We start from the raw sequence: 21,644 nt of genomic DNA on the forward strand, positions 1-21,644 counted from the left end.
ATTTTAATCCAACGCCAGACAAAAGAGTAGTCATTTGCTTAAAATATTTATGAAAAAATAATTATTTCTCGTATAAAAAAAGCCAGTAAATCTCCTGAAAAAGTTGGAAATTTACTGGCTTGTCCGTTTATATTGTTTCTATTTCGTCCACATCTGGCGCTCCGTTTGTTGACCCACGTACTCAATACGAGTTGGATTGACGTCTAAAATGACATAATCGGGATCATCTGGTCCGGAAAACCATTTTTTCAGAGAATCATTCCACACTTGTTTGCGTAACCCCTCATCAGCTGTAATCTGGACGGTAGCCTCCACTTCCAAGACTTCCTTCGTGCCACCCACTTCATAGCCCAGCAGCAAATAAGCATTCGGATTGTCCTTTAGCTCATCCACTTTATGTGTTTTGCGATCCGTCGCCAGATGAATGTTCATTCCATCGTTAAAAAGGGCCATATAGCGTACTTTCGGTTTTCCGCCCTCTACCGTACCTAACGAGCAAAATTTGTTGTTATCCAAAGCCTTCACAATGGCTTGTTCCAGCTGACTGCGATCCAGTGTCTCCGTTTTACCCACAGTACAACAACTCCTTTTTACGAATTAGAATTCTATAGGGCTATGCCACTTGGCACCAGCTCTCCTAAACATACAGTGTAGCTGTTCTGAAAATAACATGACCGGAACAGATCTGAATGATTCATGTTCATTTTCAGATCGAAGCTCACAGTAAAAGTGTACCCTGTCGTTCGACAAATGAACCGTGAGCGCTTCCTCAAAGCTGGACAGACCCGCTTTCAAGGCATATAATCGTCGTAGTAAACCCGAATAAACGAACCCATTAAACCATACAATGCCAGGGGTGCTGGAATCGGCCGGCTGAGAGTGTGTCCCAAGACACTGACCCTTACAACCTGATCTGGGTAATGCCAGCGTAGGAATGCTTAAGCAAGATGTGCCTTTTATTAAAACAGGACATCCCTTACTTTGGTATATACAAGCGCAAGCGTCCCGGAATCTCGGGACGCTTTTTTTTGTTGAAGATAAAGTTGTTGGAAAGATTGCTTCCGGCAGATGTGATTTTTGTGAAAATGGGGAATATAAACTGTCTGATTGGACGGATAACGGGTAATTAAAAAGGAGAGAACACAACGATGAAGCGCATGAAAATGTTAAGCCTGGGTCTGATCAGTCTGTGGCTCATGGCTATGACTCTGACCGCTTGCGGCGGCAATCCCCCTACATCTCAAAAGGAGGTTCCTGCTGCCGACACTTCAACGTCTACCTCGGCAAAGGGGCTCAAAGATGTTAAAGTCGTGCTCGACTGGACACCCAATACGAATCACACGGGACTCTATGTCGCCAAGGACAAAGGATTTTACGAAAAAGCAGGCTTAAATGTCCAAATTGTTCAACCTGGTTCAGGGGGAGCCGACCAAATGGTTGCTTCGAATGCTGCACCTTTTGGTATCAGCTATCAAGAAGGCATCACTCAGGCTCGCATCCAAGGCGTACCGCTCGTATCCATCGCTGCGGTGATTCAGCACAACACCTCTGGCTTCGCAGCTCCGGTAGACCGCGGAATTAAAAGCCCGAAAGATTTCGAGGGTAAAAGCTACGGTGGCTGGGGTTCTCCTGTAGAAGAAGCGGTCATGAAATCCATCATGGATTCAGACCAAGGTGATGTGAGCAAAGTGAAAATCGTCAATATGGGCAATGCAGACTATTTTACAGCCGTGAAGCGGGATATTGACTTTGCCTGGATTTTCTACGCATGGACCGGGATTGAGGCCGAGCTTCGAGGCGAGCCCTTGGATATGCTGTATGTAAAAGATTATTCCAAAAGTCTCGATTACTATACACCTGTAATTGTGAGTAATGAACAGACGATAAAAAATGATCCTGACCTAGTCAAAGCGTTCATGGATGCTACCGCACAAGGCTATGAATACACTATCGCCCATCCAGAAGAAGCGGCGAATATCTTAACTAAAGCTGTGCCAGAGCTGGACAAAAAACTGGTACTTGCTAGCCAAAAATGGCTAAGCCCGCGTTATCAAGACGATGCCACGCAATGGGGCTTACAAAAAGCAGAGGTATGGCAAAACTACTCGGATTGGATGTATGAACGCAAGCTGCTCAGCAAATCTTTGGAAGTCGATAAGGCCTTCACAAACGACTTCTTGCCCAAGCGTTGATCATTTTGTTAAATCGCTAAATAAGACTGGACTAGAGAAGTGAACGAAGCGCCACTACGCGCTTTGTGTGTAAAAATGCCACACAACCTATCAAAAAACTAAAGTGCTTTTAAGGCGGTTGGTAGCGGAGCGGTTCATTTGAATCTGGAAAAGCGAAGCGTTCGCCTGAAGCTTTCTTTAGGAAAGCTAGCTTCGGAAGCATACGCTCAGGGGGATTCTTACCTTTAAAATTTAATTCAAAGAATCCCATGGCAACAGCGATCGTAAGATCAAATGAAACGCGAAGCGGTCTCCCCGCCTTAAACCAATTTATTTTCCTAATAACTTAAACAATAAAGGACAGGTGAAATTCACATGGCTAATACACTGCTCAGCATTCAAGTAATCCCTAAAACACCTAATAACGAAGACTCTTACCCCTATGTAGACAAGGCGATTGAGGTCATCCAGCGTTCCGGTGTCAAACATCAGGTGAATCCATTGGATACGACCATGGAGGGCGAGCTCGACGAGTTGCTGAAAGTGGTTAAAGAAATGCACGAGGCTTTGACGGAAGCTGGAAGTCCCAGCGTCATTTCACAGATCAAAATTGCACATAACCCACAGGGCATCAGCATGAACAAGCTGACCGAGAAGTATCGCCCATGAATCCGAAAGGCAAGAACGCATCCTGGTGGAAAAGCGTATGGCCGCCCCTTGTGGCGGTCCTCTTCTTTTTAGCGGCTTGGCAGGGAGCGGTTTCCTATTTACATATTGAATCCTGGCTGCTGCCAGCTCCATCCCTAATCGTAAAAGAGGGTATGGCGCAGTCGGCGTTGCTTGGTGCCCATACATGGGCTACGATTCGCCTGACGCTTGCGGGATTTGCTATAGGGACAGCAACAGGACTGCTGATCGCCATCATTCTCCATACGATTCCTTTTCTCAAATCTGCTCTGTACCCGCTCCTGATCCTTAGCCAAAACATTCCGATTATCGCCCTCGGTCCGTTGCTCATGGTATGGTTCGGTTTTGGCGTGCTGCCCAAGCTTATGGTCATTACATTAGTATGCTTTTTTCCCGTGGCTGTAGCAGCCATGGACGGGCTGACACGGACAGACCGTATGATGATGAACTACATGCGGATGTCGGGTGCAAGCCGCCGGGCTATTTTTCTAAAACTAGAGCTGCCACACTCCCTGCCACAAGTCTTCTCTGGCATTAAAATCGCTGCTACCTACAGTGTGATGGGCGCAATTATTGCCGAATGGATTGGGGCCAGTGAAGGAATTGGATATTATATGTTGCTGCAAAAATCTGCCTATCGTACGGATCTCATTTTTGCCGCTATCGGGATTATTGTTACACTCAGCTTACTGATGTTTGTCGTTATTCTACTACTGGAGAAATGGTTGGTGCGCTGGAAACCCGATCAAGAATAGCCTCCACATATTTGCATTAAAGCATTAATGAAAGGACGTGGCACATATGAGTCTGCATCCGACGGACTTGACATCACCACACATGGCTCATGAGCAGCAACAAGCCGGGGAACCGCAGGTAATCACGCCTGCCCCTCCTGCTTTGGAATTGGACGGGATCAGCCTCGCCTTCCAGAAAAAACGAAGCACACTGCCTGTACTGCAGAATGTGTCCCTCACCGTCAAGCCGGGAGAATTTGTCTCCCTCGTCGGTCCGTCAGGCAGTGGCAAAAGCACGCTGTTTCACATCATCGGCGGGCTGCTCAAGCCGCAGCAGGGACGTATTCATATGCATGGACAGGACGTGACTAGTGAACGCGGTCATATTAGCTATATGCCGCAGCAGCCCGCCCTTTTCCCGTGGCGCACCACGCTGGACAACATACTACTCGGGCAGGAAAATGCACCGCGAAAGGATGCAGTAGCAGAGTCCCGATACGTCAGCGAACGTGAACGACGCAAAGAAGCCTTGCAATGGCTTGAGCAGGTTGGGCTGGGCAAGTTCGCGAAGGCGTATCCGCATACGTTATCTGGTGGCATGCAGCAACGTGCGGCCTTTCTTCGTGCCCTGCTTAGCCCACAGGAATTAATGCTGCTGGATGAGCCGTTCAGCGCACTCGATGCGCTGACACGTGCAGACATGCAGCAATGGTTATTGCGGATGTGGGAGAAGAACCGCCGCTCTGTGCTGTTCATTACCCACAGCATTGAAGAAGCGCTGTTGCTCTCCGACCGCATCTATGTGCTGTCAGCGCGACCTGCTTCAGTGATGCATGTCGTAGACGTTCCTTTTCCTCGCCCGCGTAGGGAAGAAATCACCCTCGATCCACGCTTTATGGAATGGAAGCGGACAATGACTGGCTGGATGCGTGAGGAAAAATACAAACTGGATGGCGATATGGACACCGCTGAAAGTGCTCGTAAAAACACCCTGAACGATGGGGCAAATTTCTTATGAATGATTGGAACCTGCACTCTGCATTCAGATTGAACGCAGCAGCAACTGCTCCCTTAATCGACGCGCACATTCATGTAGACAGCTACCCGCCTGAGCAACAAGAGCTATTGCTCGCTTCGCTTGCCGACAACCATGTAGAAGCCATTATAGCCGTGTCCATGCATCTCGCCTCCAATCAAGCCAACCTGCGCCTGGCTGAGCGTTGGCCCGGGCTAGTACGTCCAGCCTTCGGCTTTCATCCAGAACAGGCTCTGCCACCACAAGCCGAGCTTGACTTGTTGTTTGATTGGATGGACGAACATGTACAACAAATGATTGCGGTAGGTGAAGTCGGCCTGCCCTATTACAATCGGCTGGAAGCCTCACGCAGCGGAGATGCTTTTGACCTCGCTCCCTATATAGCACTACTGGAGCGATTTATCCAGTTTGCAAGCAAGCATAGCAAGCCCATCGTGCTGCACGCCGTTTATGAAGATGCAGACATGGCCTGCGACCTATTGGAACGTCACGGCGTTACGCAAGCGCATTTTCACTGGTTCAAGGGCTCTGCCGCCACGACCAAACGTATGGCCCGTAATGGCTATTATGTGTCCTTCACACCGGATCTCCTGTACGAAGAAGAAATCCGCAGTTTGGCAAGACAGTATCCGTCTAATCAGGTCATGGCAGAGACAGACGGCCCATGGCCATTCGAGGGCCCTTTTACCGGACAGCAGACACATCCACGGATGACTGCCGAGGTCATTCGCGAGTATAGCAAGCTGACCGGTCAAGATGAAGCTACTGTCCGTCAATTGTTTTATGATAATACGAGCCGCTTCTACTCCCTGTCCAATTCATAAAGGCATATCAGCTAGTTACTAAAAGGCTCACAACCATAACTTGTAGTCAAAGCAAAGAACCTCCTTATATACGCGAAACTTTATCATGCGTAATTAAGGAGGTTCTTGTAATTTTACATACACGTGTTGCTCAAATGCAGCTCATCCATTGCAACGTTTTTTGACGTTGCTCCACTTTATTGCTTCAAGAAACCCTTCTGTTCCAAAAATGGCTTCAACTGCAAACGCGCTGGCTCGGTCAATCTCGTCGCCATTTGCTCAGACCAAGGTGTAGAGCGTTGACCGCCCGTACGTTCCTTCAGATATTCAGCTGATGTATGGTCGTATACCTCTACAGCTTTCATCGTCTGATTTTTATCGTAACCATTCATATGCAAAACACCGGACAGTGGAAGTCGTGGACGCAAGCCCGTTTCCTGATCCGGTACACCAATGCACATACCGAACACTGGATATACCAGCTCTGGTAACCCTAACAACTCGGATACCTCTGCTATTTTAGTACGAATGCCCCCGATGTAAACGATGCCCAAGCCGAGTGATTCAGCGGCCACCGCTGCATTTTGTGCAGCTAACGCGGCATCAATGGTTGCAACCGTATAATTTTCGACGGACCCTTCGTAGGAAGGCTGGCCTGGCTGATGATGAATCGTCACCTGCTTCAAACGATACAGGTCTGCGCACCACACCAGAAATGTAGGGCATTGCTCAACATAAGCCTGCCCTCCTGCCAACTCGGCCAGTTTTGTTTTTAAGGAAGGCTCGGTAACGGCAATAACGGTATATGCCTGCACATTGCTGGACGAGGATGCCATTTGGCCAGCTGCCACAATAGCTGCGAGCTGCTCGTCGGTAATGGGGTCTGACTTGAATTTTCGCACAGACCGGTGGTTCATCAACAAGGAAATCGTATCATTCATGACGGCTTCACTCCTAATCCATAATATAAGCTCTTTATCTGCTTCAAGCTGTGAGTACACGAAAAGGTTCTTGCATACTTGCATGGCACTCCTACAAATATTATGAAACTTTCGCCAATGATAAGCAACCTGACGCGATGAAAGATGGCACCATGGATTACACAAATGAAAAACTTAGCAAAAAAGCAAGTACGCACAAAGCTAAAATTGTGTGTACTTGCTCTAATTACAAAATGATCTCGCTACAAATATCCAGCAGTATGCGTCTGCCTAATACATCAAAACATTTACAGCTTCACGCGCTGGAGACGCAGCGCATTCAGCACGACCGAAACAGAGCTGAATGCCATGGCCGCTCCCGCCAACCATGGAGCAAGAAAGCCTAAAGCAGCAATCGGAATGCCGATCACGTTATAACCGAGCGCCCAGAACAGATTTTGCCGTATGTTTGTCATGGTCCGCCGGCTCATTTCGATCGCGTCCGGAATGCTATTTAGGTTACCACGCATGAGCGTAATATCGGCAGCCTCCATGGCCACATCCGTACCCGTACCCATTGCCATCCCTATATGAGCTGTAGCCAGCGCCGGCGCATCGTTAATACCGTCCCCGACCATGGCTACGATCTTGCCCTGTTCCTGAAGTCGTTTTACCTCTTCGGCCTTTCCTTCAGGCAACACTTCCGCCAGCACCCGTTCAATTCCCGCCTGGGCGGCAACGGCCCGCGCCGTCCTTTCATTGTCACCCGTAATCATGATGACTTCAATGTTCATCGCCCGCAGACGGGCAACAGCTTCTCGTGACGTTTCTTTAATTGTATCCGCGACGGCCACTAATCCGGCATAGGAACCGTCCACAGCGACAAGCATCGCCGTTTTCCCTGCGCCTTCCAGTTCATTCATTTGCTGCTCGGTTGAGTCATCAATCGCGATGCCTTCCCTGCTCATTAACCGGCGTGTGCCCACCAATACCTGCTTGCCTTCCACAGAGGCCTTCACACCATAACCCGGAATATTTTCAAAATCCGTCGGGCTCACTAGCTCAATACCTCGATCAGCAATCCCTTTTACAATAGCTTCTGCCAGCGGATGCTCCGAGCTTTTTTCTGCCGCACCGAGCAATCGCAGCAAATCCGTTTCAGCCAGGCTGCTTGCGCCAACCATAACATCCGTTAGCTCTGGCTTGCCGTTCGTAACCGTACCTGTCTTATCCAAAATCACTGCGTTGACGGAACGGGTCATTTCCAAATGCTCGCCGCCCTTGAACAAAATACCGTACTCAGCGGCACGTCCCGATCCTGCCATAATGGACGTTGGGGTAGCCAATCCGAGCGCACAAGGACAAGCAATGACGAGAACTGCAATCATTTTCTCCAATGATCCTGCAAAATCAGACGGTGTCACAAGGAAAAACCAGACGAGAAACGTCATCACGGCAATAGCAACTACGATGGGAACAAAGATACCCGAGATTTGATCCGCAATCCGCTGAATCGGGGCCTTGGAGTTTTGCGCATCTTCCACGACCTTAATAATACGGGCCAACGCCGTATCACCACCCACACGCTCAGCCTGGATACGAAGTACTCCGTTTTTATTGAGCGTGGCTCCTGTGACCGGGGAACCCTCTCCTTTTTCAACCGGAAGACTCTCGCCACTTAACATGGATTCATCCACTGCCGAACGCCCATCCACGACTACACCATCGACGGGAATTTTCTCCCCTGGACGCACAATAAAGATATCCTTCACACGCACTTGTTCAATCGGTATATCTAGCTCTTGTCCATCACGTACCACACGTGCCGTTGTCGCCTGTAGGTTCATCAAGCTCTTGATCGCCTCAGACGAACGTCCTTTGGCTACCGCTTCGAACCATTTACCGACCAGAATAAGCGTAATGAGTACCGCGCTTGTCTCGTAATACAGCTCTGGCATGGTCATGACAGGCATTCCCGCCATTCCCTCCATGACATCAGACGGACGCAGGGTAAGGTACAAGCTGTAAAAATAAGCCGCAGACGTACCCAGTGCAACTAACACATCCATATTCGAACTGCCGTTGCGAAGCGCTTTATACGCGCCCACATAAAACTGCCATCCAATGATGAACTGAATGGGTGTTGTCAGTACAAGTTGAAACCATGGATTCAAGAACAGTTCCGGTACATAAATCCATGAGGTAAAGGAAAAATGAGCCACCATCGCCCACAATAACGGAAGCGACAGCACTGCCGATATTATCCACTTCCATTTTTTACGTTGGATATCCTTACTGCGAACATCCGCAATATTGTCCTCAGCACTCTGTGGGATCGCTCCGTAGCCCAGCTGTTCAATCTTGCTTACCAGATCACTAACCGTAGTACTCCCAGCAGAATATTCCACATGAGCTGTTTCCATCGCCAAATTAACCGTAGCACCTGTTACGCCTGGTATTCGGTTTAATCCTTTTTCAATTCGAGCTGCACAGGCTGCGCAAGTCATGCCCGTCACATTCAAATTGGCTTCTTCACTCACAGTTCCAAAACCAAGAGAAGCAATTTTATCGCGGAATTCAGGGATTTCCACCTGCTTGGGGTCATAGGATATAGACGCCTGCTCCAATGCCAAATTCACATTAGCCTGCGCCACTCCGTCTATTCGGTTTAAACCTTTTTCAATACGGCTTGCGCAGGCTGCGCAGGACATCCCCGTAATATGAAGCGTTGTATGCTTATCACCGTCGGTCGCGCGGTTTTCCATGGTAGTCCTCCTTCTACATACCCCAGTGGGGTATATTGTGTTCAAAAAGAAAAAGCTCCTAACATGGAAGCTTCTTCTTCGAACAAATCTGTTCACGAATCATACAGCACCTTAATCTTAAACAACATCATAGCCTTGGTCTGCAATGGCTGTTTTCAGAGCTTCAACACTCAGCTTGGATTCGTCATATTCTACACTTACCTGTTTCGTTTCGAGGCTGACCTTGCCGGTAGCGCCTACTTTCTCCAAAGCTCCTTCTACGGCTTTCACGCAATGATTACAGCTCATGCCTTCTACGTTCAATGTAACTTGTGCCATTTTCGTTTCCTCCTCAAGGGTACGTCCATACCCATAATGTGTATATCTGCTACTTTTAACGGATTAGCTTCTTAACCGTAATTAGTAGCTCATCAATCACTTCTTGCTCTCCTGCCTGCATGCGCTCAATGACACAGCTTTTCATATGCCCTTCCAGCAGTAGCTTGCCGACACCATTCAGTGCCGACTGAACAGCCGCAATCTGGTTCAACACATCGTCACAGTAAGTGTCCTTCTCAATCAAGCCCTTAATCCCGCGTACCTGCCCTTCAATACGGTTTAACCGAGATACAAGGCTGTTCTTGAATTCCGCCGAATGATGACTTTTTCTAACTGTCTTCTCCCCATCTGTTCCACAATGAGTCCCGTGGACTTCAGTGTGGGAAACAGGTTGCTCCTCAGCCATACATCAGCCTCCTGTGTGGTGTAATGCACTCATGCATTTAATATAACCCCATCATAATATACCCCCACGGGGTATGTCAACATTCCTAAAAAATGTCACCATTTTGCCTTGTTTCACACTTTTGAGCGTGCTTCCTTGGCAAGTACAACAAAGCTTAACAGCGCACCCAGCTCAGCTATAGCAATAACAACCGCCATCGGTACGGGGGTTGTTCCACTACCCAAGCCTACCAACGGTGAAGCGATGGAGCCCAGCAATAGAGGCAGCAAGCCAAGCATGGCGGACGCACTGCCTGCGGAACGCTGCTGACTCTGCATGGCCAGTGAAGTCGTCGTTGTACTCACAATACCTACGCAGGATACGACAAAAAACATCGGAATTAATACAGCTAACAATTGGCCTCCGGTAAAAGCTACGGTAAGCAAGCTGATCCCGGCTACAGCCGCAATTATCAGACCTGACAAGAGCAATTGTCGTTCGCTAAATCGACCCACGAGTCTACCCGTCAACTGGGAAAACAGTACAATCCCCAAACCATTCACTGCAAAAATGATGCTATACGTCTGGGGAGAAACCCCGAAAATATCCTGAAGCACGAAAGGCGAGCCAGCGATGTACGCAAACATCGCCCCTGTAATCAGTGCCTGCGAGAGGGCATAACCCATAAAGCGCCGATCTGCAAATAGATGACCGAGTGTTCCCAGCGTCTGCTTCAAGCCACCGGATGACCGACGGTTCGTTGGCAACGTTTCTGGAAGACCCAATACAACGGCAATTAGCATGGCCACACCAACTACACACAGCACCATGAAAACACCGCGCCAGGAAACAAAATTCAAAATGACACCGCCCAGCACAGGTGCAGCAATGGGAGCCACACCATTCACCAGCATGAGCAGTGAGAAAAAGCGTGTCAATTCTTTGCCCGAGTACAGATCACGGGCCACTGCTCTGGAAATCACGATCCCCGCCGATCCCGTAAGCCCTTGAATAAAGCGAAGCGCAATGAGCACAGCGATATTTGGAGCAAACACACATAACAGCGATGCCGCGGCGTACAGAATAAGCGAAATCACCAGCGGTCCTCTGCGACCCCTCACATCGCTAAGCGGACCAGCAACGATCTGACCAACGGCCAGTCCCAACAGACAGGCTGTCAGACTAAGCTGCGCTAGCGAAGTAGTCGTATGCAAATTGTCGGCTAATGTAGGCAGTGACGGCAAATACATATCTATGGACAATGGTCCGAAGGCACTTAATGCACCCAGAACAAAGGCAATCCATAATATTCGTGATTTGGTCATATCTGCGGCAACCATTACCGTATTGGATAACCGATTCATGATAATAATCATCCTTTTCACTAAAATATAAATAATGACTTCAATATATTATGATATCATTCATTTCATCTGGCTTCGAATAATTACACGCTAATCCGCGATTTTTTTTCAAAATTGCTATAAATCAGGCAGGAATTTACCAATTTCAGGTCGAATTACACGGTAACCAAAACAAAAAAATTGTAGAATCTGGAGAATGATAATGGTCTATGATGGAGTGCTGCTGGGTCTCATTGTAGGCCTGTTTAGAGGAGGCTGGCGGCAAGGTCTGATCCGTTTCAGTCATATTCGCCTTATAGCCGGTTGGATGTTCCCCCTGCTGCTGGTGGTTCAATTCATTATTTTTTATGCTCAGGAAAAGTGGGCTTGGCTGGCAGCCATTAATGGGTATCTATTTATGGGAGTCTACGTGGTCGGATTGATATTTCTCTGGTTGAACAGACATCATAAGGGATTCAAGCTTATTTTAATCGGCGTGTTGATGAATTTTATAGTTATGGCAGTGAATGGCGGCAGGATGCCGGTCTCGCTGAGCGCTTCTGAAGTACTGGGTCCCTATTATACAGATATGCTTAAATCCGGCAGTGTCATCTCGAAACATTACATGATGGATGCGAGCACACGTTTATCATTGCTTGGTGACATCATTCCCCTTTCCAAGCCCTATCCCCGCACGCAGGTGATTAGTATTGGAGATGTCGTCATGAACTTCGGGATGTTCCTGTTTATCCAAAATGTGATGGTCGTAAAAAGAAATAAGGATAATCAACAAGAAACCAACCCCCACCATGCCTAGTTCAGAGCTTATTCCAAGGAAGGGAGGGAACCGTATGAAAAACTTGAAATACTCCCGTGTGATTATCAATGCTATTATCGTTGCTTCTGTCGTAATCGCTTTGACTTCCGGTTACAAAATTGGAGGCTAGTCACCGATAAAGAAAAAAAGGAAGCACAGGCTCAACAAAACAGGCTGGATTCCGGCCTGTTTTTTCATGTGAAATTTTCGATTACAAAATTGTAAATTATCCCATTCACCCCTGGTAGCTTTGACATCAAGATACGACAAGGCAGGAGAAAAAATGATGAGTATATTAAAAAAGCTGCAAGAACGGGTTACCACGACGGGAATATACGTATTTTTCATGTGTATGGTAGGCCTGATCGTTCTCTTGTATACGAACCATTGGTCCTTTTTGCACTATTCGACGACAGAGTGGGTCACGATCTATTCCCTGTTGGGAGCAGTTCTGATTCTGGAGCATTTTACATTCCAGTTGCCACCAGCCAGTAACAAGCAGTCCATGGATTCCTCCGTGTACCTCGCTTGTATTTTTGTGCATGGCACTGAAATTGCCATTTTGATTTTGCTGTTCAATGTGATCATTGCTGCGTTTCGGCATACAGAACTGTCCTGGTGGAAACATGCCGTCAATTTTTCCATTTACGCACTTTCCATTTTCCTGTCGTCAACCGTATTCGAACTAAGCGGCGGAACGCAGGGAGCCTTGAACGAGGACCATTTTGCTTCCTACCTGCTCGCATTGATCTGCTACTTTACGGTAAACACAATCACCTTGGGCATCTACTTCTATATCGCATATAAAGGGTCGTTCAATGAGCTCAAACAGGCTTTTTTGGCAGAATCCCTGCTTGTATACTTATGTACACTCATCCTGTCTTTGGTCTTGACCACGCTGATTTACTACAACGGCATTTTAGGACTTTTGCTGTTCTTGGGGCTAAGCATGCTCTTATCCCACGCGTTCAAGCAAATGTTCACGATGTATCGTGAGATTGAAGAAAAAGCCAACACGGATCGCAGAACAGGGCTGTACAATCACAGCTACTTTGAAAATACACTTGAAGCTGAACTAAATACATCCAGATCGCAGAATACTCCCCTAAGTCTGGCGCTGATTGATATTGATGATTTCAAAAAATACAATGATCATTTCGGTCATCTCAAGGGCGATCAGCTACTGGGGTTTCTCGGTGAGTTTCTCAAAAAGGAAACGTTCGGTACTCATATTACCGTATCCCGCTATGGTGGAGAAGAATTCACTTTGCTTATGCCCGATCATACTGCTGAACAAGCTTATGAAAAGGTCAATGCTATCCGAAAAAGACTGAATGATTCCCGTTACGAGGGAGTTGAAATTTTCCCACACGGGTGTCTGTCCTTCTCCGCAGGCATTGCACAAAGCCGCATTGACATCTACGACAAATCACAGCTGGTCGATCTAGCGGATAAAGCACTGTACTATGCCAAGAAACAGGGCAAAAATATCGTTCATACACACGGCAGTCTAAATGAAGTGGAACGCGAGGTCGATCTCGGACAGGATATTCGTGATCTGGAGCAGCAGCTTAATCTATTCTTGTACAAGGATATTAACACCTTCAAGCATTCCAAACGGGTATTCAGATATGCAGCAGACATGAGCGATGTGCTTCAGCTCGGTCCGAAGGATAAGCGGCGTTTTTTACTGGGAGCCCTCATTCACGACATCGGCAAACTGGAAATCCCCTGGAATATTCTTAATAAAAAAGAGAAGCTGTCTAGCGAGGAATGGCGGATGGTACAAGCTCATGTCATGTGGGGCAAACGTATTGTCGAAGCCAATGAACGATTCATAGATTTAGTTCCTTTTGTGGAGCTGCATCATGAACGTTATGACGGGGGAGGCTATCCGTTTGGCTTTAAGGGCGAGCAAATCCCAAGGCTGTGTCGGATGCTGACGATCATCGACTCTTTTGACGCGATGACAACAGAACGTCCCTATCAACCGACCAAAACATTCGAGGAGGCCATCGAAGAATTGCGTACTTGTTCGGGGAGCCAATTCGATCCCGATCTAACGGCTATTTTTATCCAATATATTCAACATAAGCAACCTGCTTTCACGCAGTCTATAGAAGCAGGCATCTAATGTCTCATACACTATTCCACTTTATCCCTACTGTGAAAGAAATCCTGGCGATTTCTTTCACAGTAGGGACTTTTCATAAGAGTGGCATTTTGCATCATGCTTATTATTTCAAATTTCATATAAATGTCATAATTCGCTCCATCTATTCACGCTATATGCACTATGATTAAGATAGGAATTGGTTTGTCCGTATAAAATGCTACAAATGAGGATATCCTCGCTTCAAGTAATCGAGAGAAGGTGACTTCACAGGCATGTTGTACCTGTCCAGACCAGCCCGTGTGGCTTGTCTTTTATTGCTGTGTCTCCCTCTTCTGCTCCTGTTTCCTCACTCATCGTGGGCTCATGCATTTGTCGTTGAATCCAGCCCGACCGAAAATCAGGTTTTGGACAAGTCCCCTTCTCAGGTGACTATCACTTTCAACGAAGATTTGCAGTCTGCCTTCATGTCCATCAAAGTGACTGATGAAACAGGCAAGCGGGTCGACACAGGAAAAGCACAGCTCAATCCAGAGCACCAATCCACCATGGAGATCCAATTGATTCCAGGGGTGAAGAATGGAATTTACACCATCACTTGGAGAGCTTTGTCCGCAGATGGACACCCAGTCAATGGAGTGATTCCATTTCAAGTAGGTAGCGGTTCCAATGCGTATACCGATCAAGCTACCCCTTCTGAAAGCTCTGGGACATCACGAATCGACTTAATTGCTGTCCGTTGGCTCCTTTACATAGGGTTATCGCTGCTGTTTGGAGCGATTTGTTTCCGACTGTTCCTCTTACCGAGCATAAACCGAGCCAAGAATCGCAGTGAACAGCAGATGCTTAGTCAGCGACCCTCTGACACATTACCCCGTTGGACTAAGCTGCTCTGGAGCGGCTACGGCATAACGTCTGCTGTCATTTTAATTAGCCTACCGCTTCAGGCGTCTTGGGATGCCGGAGTTTCCATCGGGGAGGGCTTCTCACTCCCTATTCTGGGAGAAGCTCTTCAATTTACGGGAGCAGGGCAAATCTGGTTTATCCAGATGATTCTCGTGCTGCTTCTAAGCGTAACGCTAATTTATGCGATCGATCCCAGCATTTCTGATCGCCAGCGCCGTGTTTGGGGCTACAGCTCCGTTTTACTCACGCTGAGCCTCATGCTGTCCAAGGCCTTTGTCGGGCATCCGGCAGCAGCCACCCACCCGGCTCCAGCCATTGTGGCAGATTTCGTCCATCTTGCAGCGTCAGCTTTTTGGATCGGATCACTTGCCGTCATGGTGGTGTGCCTGCCTGTTGCCGGATTGGAGCTGCCTGTATCCGTGCAGGCAACTCTGCGACAAACGGTCCTGCGCCGCTTCGCTGGCTGGGGCATGGCTATGGTGGCGGCGCTACTCGCCACTGGTATCTATGGAGCGGTGCTGTACATTCCAGCTCCCTCCATGCTGCTGAACACATCCTATGGACTCGTTCTGCTTGGTAAAGCAGCGCTACTGCTAGTAATGCTGGTCTTCGCAGCCAGCCAGTTTCGCAGCGCTCGGCAAGCGGCGGCGAGCAAGCGAGCCGCCGGAGGATTGCGTACCGAGCTGTCCGTCGGTCTGCTCGTGATGCTACTGGCAGCGGTGCTCACTCACCTGTCACCTGGCCAGGCACCTGCTGTACCGTTTGAGGAGACTCGCACTACTGGCGAATACAGCGTTACACTGGCAGTCAGCCCTAATGCTGTGGGCAGCAATGAATTTAAGGTATCCGTTCAGGATAGCAAGGGGGCTGCCGTTTCAGGAATCCAGCAGGTCACATTAACGCTTATCCCAGCTAATCCTGACCAAGATCAACAGGAATTTGTCTTGCCCGTGAAGCAGCAACAGCCTTTCCGCAGTCAGGAATTGATAACCTCCGAAGGAACATGGGCGGTAAAAGTACATGCTCTGACAGCATCACTCGATGCGGTTGATGCTGAATTCACTCTGCAAGTAGACGGTAAAAAATAATTATTTTATTCTTAAAAGGAGCGAAATAAATATGAATACAACGATTCAAACAGCAAAATTCAGGTTTTCCAGGTTAGCAACTTCCATGGGTTTAATTGCGGCTGGTGCCTTGCTTTTTGCAGGTATGGCCAGTGCGCATGTGACGGTCAAGCCTTCCGTTTCACAACCTAATGCGTGGGAAACGTACACGTTGAAAGTGCCTGTGGAAAAAAACATTCCAACCACTAAAGTCGCCTTAAAAATTCCCAAAGAGGTCGTTTTCAAACAATACGAGCCTGTACCGGAATGGAAGGTAGCCACCGAAAAAGACAGCTCTGGCAAAATAACTACCGTCACCTGGACGTCTGAAAAAGACGGAATCCAAGCAGGTCAGTACCAACGCTTCAGCTTTGTAGCACAAAATGCAGATCAGAATACTGCAGCAGCCTGGGACGCCTTCCAATATTACAGTGACGGAAGTATTGTGGAATGGACAGGCGATGAAGGAAGTAACAATCCTCATTCTATTACTACAATCACGGCGGATGCCACACCGGAAACTCCTGCTCCTGCCGCAGACAGCGGACATGATTCGGCAGGCACCGCAGAGGGTCATGCAAGCACAGATACGGCTAAAGATAGCAGCAGCACCGCACCTACCTCGGACAATGCTGCTGAGGCTGCCCCTGCTGCTTCTGCTCCAGCCAGCTCTGCTGCACAAACCACAGCACTTGTTCTCTCGATCATTGCAGTCGTGCTTGGTGCAGCAGCAGTAGGCATTACACTCAAGCGTCGCAAGTAATCTGGGTTACAATAAAATATAAGACTGTTTTAAAAAGAAAAAGCTGACACCGTTTTAAAAGGTGTCAGCTTTTTTATATGAGAAATAACAATGTTTTCGTATACTATTCAGCCTAAATATATCCTCAGATTTATCTCATCCTATCATTTCACATTCACCTATCTATCATTTTTTTGGTAAAATGATAGGAACCTCACGATTCTAACATGATAGCATTGCAATCTATTGAGCATAGGAGATCATAGGATGAAAATCGTAAATAAGGCTTTTTTATCTAGCGTTATCCTTCTGAGTACCGCAGCGGGCATCTATAGCCCTATGGCACAAGCGGAGGCGGGTAAGGTCAGCATCATGCTGGACGGATATCCATTGCCGTTCCCTGTACAGCCTGCCATGATGGACGGCACGACGATGGTTCCCTTTCGCGCTATTTCTGAGGCTCTGGGCATTACAGTGAAATGGGATCAAGCCAGCCAAAGCATCACCGCTACCAAAACGCAAGGCAGTGCAACCAAGCAGGTGGTTCTCAAAATGGGGAGCCGCAATGCCACAGTAGACGGGCAAACGGTTCAACTCACAGCCGCACCGCAAACCGTGCGCGGCAGCACGATGATTCCGCTGGGCTTTTTCGGGCAACAGTTTGGAGCCACAGTCAACTGGAATCAGGGAACACGGACGGTCTCTATTACATCGCCACGTGAAGCTATGTATACTGTAGGCTTCTATGCGCTGTCTTCCTTTGACCAAAAATCCAAAATACCGAATTTTAATGCCGTTGCCTTCGGCTGGAGCCGAATTGATACAAACGGACAGTTCACAACGACTGGCAAAGAATATAAATGGCCACAAGCTGCCGGAGCTGTAACGCCTGAGTCTATTTTACAGGAGGCAGATAGCCAGGGGACTTCCCCTTACCTGATGGTTTATTCTGTAGACGGTAATCATGAGCTAACCAAGGTTTTGGAAAATACGCAGCTTCAAGAACAAACCATTTCCCAAATCGTCAGCACTGCGACCGATAAGCAGTTCAAGGGCATTACGTTAGATCTTGAAGGATTGGGCTGGAGCGGCGATAAGGCCAAAGCTCGTTCTGATTACAATGCTTTTATTAAAAAGTTATCGGCCAAAGCGCATCAAGCCGGACTCAAGCTCACCGTCGTTCTGCATCCGCTGAATAGCTCTTACGCTGGCTATGACTACAAAACGCTGGGCAATCTGGCGGACGATCTGATCATCATGGCCTATGATTACGGACAAAAATCTACACCTGAGCCATTGGATAAAGTGGACGAAGCCATAAAACTGGCGTTGAAGGAAACCTCGCGGGATAAGCTCATTTTGGGAATTTCAATGGGTAGCGAAAAAGACAGCACCGTTAACGCCAAGATCGGTTTAGCCAAACGTTATGATCTCAAAGGAATCGCAATCTGGCGTCTGGGCATCATCGGAGAAACAGCCTGGGCACAGATGAACGAATCCATCGAGTTTAAATAGTGTCCATTTTGTAAAAGGAATCCGTCCTTATTCCGCCCGCTAATGATTTTCATGCGCTTTCTATGAAATCATCGGTGGGCTTTTTTCATGTCTATTTTAGCAAAATGCTTGCCTGACTTGGAAATTGTCTCCACAGGCTCGCATCCTTGTTCTCCGTAGAAGATCCCCCAGTCTCTCATAAAATCCAGCAACGGTCTTAACGTATCTCCCAACGGGGTAAGCGAGTATTCCACACGTGGTGGGTTCTCGTTATAAATTTCACGGTGCACAATTCCATCACGCTCCAATTCGCGTAGCTGCAAGGTTAGCATCCGCTGTGTAATATTAGGCAAGGTTCGTCGAATTTCATTATAGCGCCGTGGTCCTGTGGTCAAATGATACAAGATGACCCCCTTCCACTTGCCTCCAATCACCCCGACAGTTTTCGCTACCGGACATCCAAAATTAACGCTAACTGTATGTTCCATCTCCTGTGCCATGTATTCCCCTTCTTTCTACAGGATGTAGGCTAATAGCCTCAGACCTATAACAAGGAACAAATATGTGCGTACTTGTTCCCTGCAAAAACTTTCTATATGATAACTATATATTCGATATTAGCTCTCATTATAGTAGCAGAAAACCCATAGAGCACCAACTAAACCCATATCAAAAGGAGTACATTTTATGTTCAATACATCAGCTAAAAAGCAGGAAATTCTGGATGCCTTTTTATTCAGACATGCCACGAAGGAATTCGCCCCCGATCGCATCATACCTGAGGAGGATTTTCAATTCATTCTCGAAACCGGACGACTTTCCCCAAGCTCCGTAGGATTTGAACCGTGGCAGTTTGTGGTCGTGCAAAATCAGGCATTGAGAGAAAAGCTGGCGGCGGTTTCCAGTGGTGGTCAAAAGCAAATTCCTGCGGCCAGCCACGTCGTTTTGATTTTGGCACGTAAGGATGTCCGTTATGATTCACCTTACGTGGAGTACATGTATAAAGAGGTTAAGGGGATGTCTGACGAAGACTTTGCCTCCCTACCAGGCCGCTATAAGATTTTCCAGGGTGAAAACCAACGCCTGCTGGAAAACGAACGCACGTTATTCGACTGGGCCTCCAAGCAAACTTATATTGCCTTAGGTAATATGATGACAGCGGCAGCTCAGATCGGCATTGATTCCTGCCCGATTGAAGGCTTTAACTATGATCAGGTGCATGCCATTTTGGAGGAAGAAGGCCTGCTGGAGGACGGGCTGCTGGATATTTCAGTCATCGCTGCCTTCGGTTATCGTGCTCATGAACCCAAGCGGGAAAAATCCAGGCAACCACTGGAGAAAGTTACACGTTGGGTCCTGTAACCTGCGACTCATACCCTTCCAAACCTAGGACATTAAAGCATCTAAAAAGCGGGCTTGCGGCGCTTCATCTGAATGATGAACACACCGTAGCCCGCTTTTTCAGATCACTTCAATCTCTATTAAAATTCCTTTGGAAGCCAGGTTATCCAGGCACTCCTTCATATATTCGTCATCATGCTCCACATATGCGTCCGCGCCTGCCAGTTCCTCGCCTAGCTCCGCTTCCCAAGGTTCACACTGCTTACCACGATACAATGGCTGTTCCCATAGTGGATCAACATTGTATCCTCTTCTTTTCATTTCGTCCATAATGAGCTTATGATAGCGTACCAGCAGCATGGGGTGATAGTCGAACACATAATTCACTGTGGCGTGTGGCTTTCCCCACCCGTTCCCCCGCAGGGCACAACACTCACGATGTTGTCCCAACAGTTGGGGACGGGGGAGCTTGCCAATCAATTGTTCATGCCAAAGCCTCATGCTTCCACAACCTTATCTGTAGCTTTTTCTGTATTATTGGATTAGCATACGGATACCTGTCAGTACAATACCGATCAGGAAGCCTGTTACTGCGCCGTTAATACGTATCCACTGCAAATCCTGTCCCAGTTTGTCCTCCATCAGTGCAATCAGGGATTTGTTGTCCATTTTGTCTACATTTTCGCGCACCAGGTTACCAATCCGGCTATGATTGGCTTCCACGAGACTAGTAATTCCTTCCACGATTCGTGCATTAATTTTGTCCAGCAATTCGGTATTCCCTCTTAAATCAGCCAGCATCCGATCCAGTAACGGTAAAATGTAGGTCGGCACATAGTCTTCGTCTTCCATATAGTTCAATAAGCGGGTACGAAGCTCTTCCATTTTACCGAGCACGGACGCTTCGCCTTCCCAAGCTTCAATCAGGCTATCCTTCCAGCCGTTCAGCCCTTCCTGAACCGTATCCTTCGTTGCCAATCGGGTCACCTGTGTTCTCAGACCGTCGATCACTGCCAGACGGCGCGGATGCTCTTCCCTTTGCAGCTCTGCTACCTGATCCAGCAGGAAATGACGAATCATTTCACCCATGCGCTCTTCGTTCAGATAGCCGAGGAAGGCGTTCAAGGCAAATTGCATCAGCCCGCTCACCTGCAAACCACTGACAGCCTGCATCCCTAAGGTGCCAAGTGTATAGCCTGTTTCCGGTCGCAAAAGCCAGGATTCCGCCTGCTCCAGCGTGTAATCCAGTGCGCGAATATCATAGCCCTTCTCACTGGATTGGCGGGCAAGCGCCTCCAGTAGTGGTCCGGCATCGATGTCCGTCACCTGTCGCTTGATCTCAGCCACGATAATCGGAGCCAATTCCGCGAGCGGGAGCGACTGGACGAGCCGCTTGGCGAGCACATCTATCGATGCTGCTGCTTCTGGTGTACGCAATCCTTTTTCCACACCGCCCAGCATCAGCTCCGCCAAACGAATGTCCGCGATTTTAGAAGCAATGCTGTCTTTGTTCAGCAAGTTATTTTCCACCGTATTCACCAATGCATTCGTGAGCTTGTCCCTATTTTTAGGGAGAAGCGCCGTATGTGGTATCGGGATGCCTAGCGGATGACGGAACAATGCTGTGACAGCGAACCAGTCTGCCAGTCCCCCTACAAGTCCTGCCTCAAAGGCTCCGGCTAACAATCGAGCCCAGCCATATTGCTGGAAGGGCACGGTGGCTGCAAAGCCTGCCCCTAGAATAACGAGCGACCAAGCCGCTGCGGTTTTCGTATTTTTGGGTTTTTCCATCCTGTAATCCTCCAAACTGACTATCGATAAGTTAAGCAACTATACATATATTACCCATCATATCATTGCCTGTGTAATTTCCAAAGTTGAGAGCACTTATAATTCAACACATAAGGACATTTTTTGCGTAATTTTTTATGCATATATCTCTCTTTTTTACATTCATGTTCGT

General features: G+C 47.9%; 21 protein-coding genes and 1 riboswitch. Of the genes, 12 read left to right on the top strand and 9 right to left on the bottom strand.

Features of this window, described 5'->3' with window-relative positions; genetic code table 11:
- Nucleotides 1–138 precede the first annotated feature (138 nt).
- A complete protein-coding gene (locus G7035_RS06400; RefSeq protein ID WP_019685934.1) occupies nucleotides 139–573 on the bottom strand; it encodes a pyridoxamine 5'-phosphate oxidase family protein in 435 nt (144 codons plus the stop codon).
- 269 nt (nucleotides 574–842) lie between these two features.
- Nucleotides 843–952, top strand: a riboswitch (TPP riboswitch).
- Between G7035_RS06400 and G7035_RS06405 the strand changes: the two genes are divergently transcribed.
- The 6 genes from G7035_RS06405 (at nucleotide 935) to G7035_RS06430 (ending at nucleotide 5,452) form a co-directional block, all read left to right on the top strand.
- On the top strand, nucleotides 935–1,126 hold the full coding sequence (locus G7035_RS06405; protein WP_019685933.1) for a hypothetical protein: 192 nt from the start codon (nucleotides 935–937) through the stop codon (nucleotides 1,124–1,126). Its footprint overlaps the riboswitch before it by 18 nt.
- 22 nt (nucleotides 1,127–1,148) lie before the next feature.
- Nucleotides 1,149–2,192, top strand: a complete 1,044-nt coding sequence (locus G7035_RS06410) for an ABC transporter substrate-binding protein (protein WP_019685932.1) — start codon at nucleotides 1,149–1,151, stop codon at nucleotides 2,190–2,192.
- Between the two features lie 354 nt (nucleotides 2,193–2,546).
- The gene (locus G7035_RS06415) at nucleotides 2,547–2,840 is read left to right on the top strand and encodes an MTH1187 family thiamine-binding protein (RefSeq protein ID WP_016818835.1); all 294 of its coding nucleotides are present in this window, start codon (nucleotides 2,547–2,549) and stop codon (nucleotides 2,838–2,840) included.
- Nucleotides 2,837–3,613: an ABC transporter permease gene (locus tag G7035_RS06420; protein ID WP_019685931.1), complete on the top strand. Its 777-nt coding sequence runs from the start codon at nucleotides 2,837–2,839 to the stop codon at nucleotides 3,611–3,613. Before G7035_RS06415 ends, G7035_RS06420 begins: the two co-directional genes overlap by 4 nt.
- 46 nt (nucleotides 3,614–3,659) lie before the next feature.
- Nucleotides 3,660–4,610: an ABC transporter ATP-binding protein gene (locus G7035_RS06425; RefSeq protein WP_019685930.1), complete on the top strand. Its 951-nt coding sequence runs from the start codon at nucleotides 3,660–3,662 to the stop codon at nucleotides 4,608–4,610.
- Nucleotides 4,607–5,452, top strand: coding sequence for a TatD family hydrolase (locus G7035_RS06430; protein WP_019685929.1), 846 nt, complete (start codon nucleotides 4,607–4,609; stop codon nucleotides 5,450–5,452). The genes G7035_RS06425 and G7035_RS06430 overlap by 4 nt, the downstream gene beginning before the upstream one ends.
- 176 nt (nucleotides 5,453–5,628) lie before the next feature.
- Here the strand turns inward: G7035_RS06430 and nfsA are convergent, their stop codons facing one another.
- The 5 genes from nfsA to G7035_RS06455 all read right to left on the bottom strand — a co-directional run bounded on the left by nfsA (nucleotide 5,629) and on the right by G7035_RS06455 (nucleotide 11,183).
- On the bottom strand, nucleotides 5,629–6,372 hold the full coding sequence (nfsA, locus tag G7035_RS06435; RefSeq protein ID WP_013369076.1) for an oxygen-insensitive NADPH nitroreductase: 744 nt from the start codon (nucleotides 6,370–6,372) through the stop codon (nucleotides 5,629–5,631).
- Between the two features lie 287 nt (nucleotides 6,373–6,659).
- A complete protein-coding gene (locus tag G7035_RS06440) occupies nucleotides 6,660–9,116 on the bottom strand; it encodes a heavy metal translocating P-type ATPase (protein ID WP_019685928.1) in 2,457 nt (818 codons plus the stop codon).
- A 117-nt stretch (nucleotides 9,117–9,233) separates the two neighbouring features.
- The gene (locus G7035_RS06445) at nucleotides 9,234–9,434 is read right to left on the bottom strand and encodes a copper ion binding protein (RefSeq protein WP_019685927.1); all 201 of its coding nucleotides are present in this window, start codon (nucleotides 9,432–9,434) and stop codon (nucleotides 9,234–9,236) included.
- 55 nt (nucleotides 9,435–9,489) lie between these two features.
- Nucleotides 9,490–9,840, bottom strand: coding sequence for a metal-sensitive transcriptional regulator (locus G7035_RS06450; RefSeq protein WP_017427194.1), 351 nt, complete (start codon nucleotides 9,838–9,840; stop codon nucleotides 9,490–9,492).
- A 113-nt stretch (nucleotides 9,841–9,953) separates the two neighbouring features.
- A complete protein-coding gene (locus G7035_RS06455; RefSeq protein WP_019685926.1) occupies nucleotides 9,954–11,183 on the bottom strand; it encodes a multidrug effflux MFS transporter in 1,230 nt (409 codons plus the stop codon).
- A gap of 202 nt (nucleotides 11,184–11,385) precedes the next feature.
- On the opposite strand from G7035_RS06455, the gene G7035_RS06460 reads away from it, so the two are divergent.
- The 5 genes from G7035_RS06460 to G7035_RS06480 all read left to right on the top strand — a co-directional run bounded on the left by G7035_RS06460 (nucleotide 11,386) and on the right by G7035_RS06480 (nucleotide 18,361).
- Nucleotides 11,386–11,979, top strand: coding sequence for a DUF5317 domain-containing protein (locus G7035_RS06460; RefSeq protein WP_017427192.1), 594 nt, complete (start codon nucleotides 11,386–11,388; stop codon nucleotides 11,977–11,979).
- 283 nt (nucleotides 11,980–12,262) lie between these two features.
- Nucleotides 12,263–14,113, top strand: coding sequence for a bifunctional diguanylate cyclase/phosphohydrolase (locus G7035_RS06465; RefSeq protein WP_019685925.1), 1,851 nt, complete (start codon nucleotides 12,263–12,265; stop codon nucleotides 14,111–14,113).
- Between the two features lie 296 nt (nucleotides 14,114–14,409).
- Complete coding sequence (locus G7035_RS06470) at nucleotides 14,410–16,086, top strand: copper resistance CopC/CopD family protein (protein WP_230877854.1); 1,677 nt, start codon at nucleotides 14,410–14,412, stop codon at nucleotides 16,084–16,086.
- 31 nt (nucleotides 16,087–16,117) lie between these two features.
- A complete protein-coding gene (locus G7035_RS06475; protein WP_019685923.1) occupies nucleotides 16,118–16,867 on the top strand; it encodes a YcnI family copper-binding membrane protein in 750 nt (249 codons plus the stop codon).
- A 246-nt stretch (nucleotides 16,868–17,113) separates the two neighbouring features.
- Complete coding sequence (locus tag G7035_RS06480) at nucleotides 17,114–18,361, top strand: stalk domain-containing protein (protein ID WP_019685922.1); 1,248 nt, start codon at nucleotides 17,114–17,116, stop codon at nucleotides 18,359–18,361.
- Nucleotides 18,362–18,429: 68 nt separating this feature from the next.
- On the opposite strand, the gene G7035_RS06485 is transcribed toward G7035_RS06480, so the two are convergent.
- Nucleotides 18,430–18,840 carry a winged helix-turn-helix transcriptional regulator gene (locus G7035_RS06485; RefSeq protein ID WP_019685921.1) on the bottom strand — a complete coding sequence of 137 codons (411 nt, stop codon included), beginning with the start codon at nucleotides 18,838–18,840 and terminating at the stop codon, nucleotides 18,430–18,432.
- A 187-nt stretch (nucleotides 18,841–19,027) separates the two neighbouring features.
- Between G7035_RS06485 and G7035_RS06490 the strand changes: the two genes are divergently transcribed.
- Complete coding sequence (locus G7035_RS06490; protein WP_019685920.1) at nucleotides 19,028–19,702, top strand: NAD(P)H-dependent oxidoreductase; 675 nt, start codon at nucleotides 19,028–19,030, stop codon at nucleotides 19,700–19,702.
- A 99-nt stretch (nucleotides 19,703–19,801) separates the two neighbouring features.
- Here G7035_RS06490 and G7035_RS06495 read toward each other — a convergent pair whose 3' ends face one another.
- Entirely contained in the window at nucleotides 19,802–20,182 is a 381-nt protein-coding gene (locus G7035_RS06495; protein ID WP_019685919.1) for a TIGR02328 family protein, read from the bottom strand.
- A gap of 33 nt (nucleotides 20,183–20,215) precedes the next feature.
- The gene (locus tag G7035_RS06500) at nucleotides 20,216–21,472 is read right to left on the bottom strand and encodes a DUF445 domain-containing protein (RefSeq protein WP_016818853.1); all 1,257 of its coding nucleotides are present in this window, start codon (nucleotides 21,470–21,472) and stop codon (nucleotides 20,216–20,218) included.
- Nucleotides 21,473–21,644 lie beyond the last annotated feature (172 nt).

The sequence above is a fragment of the Paenibacillus polymyxa genome (assembly GCF_015710975.1).
GTDB lineage: Bacteria > Bacillota > Bacilli > Paenibacillales > Paenibacillaceae > Paenibacillus > Paenibacillus polymyxa.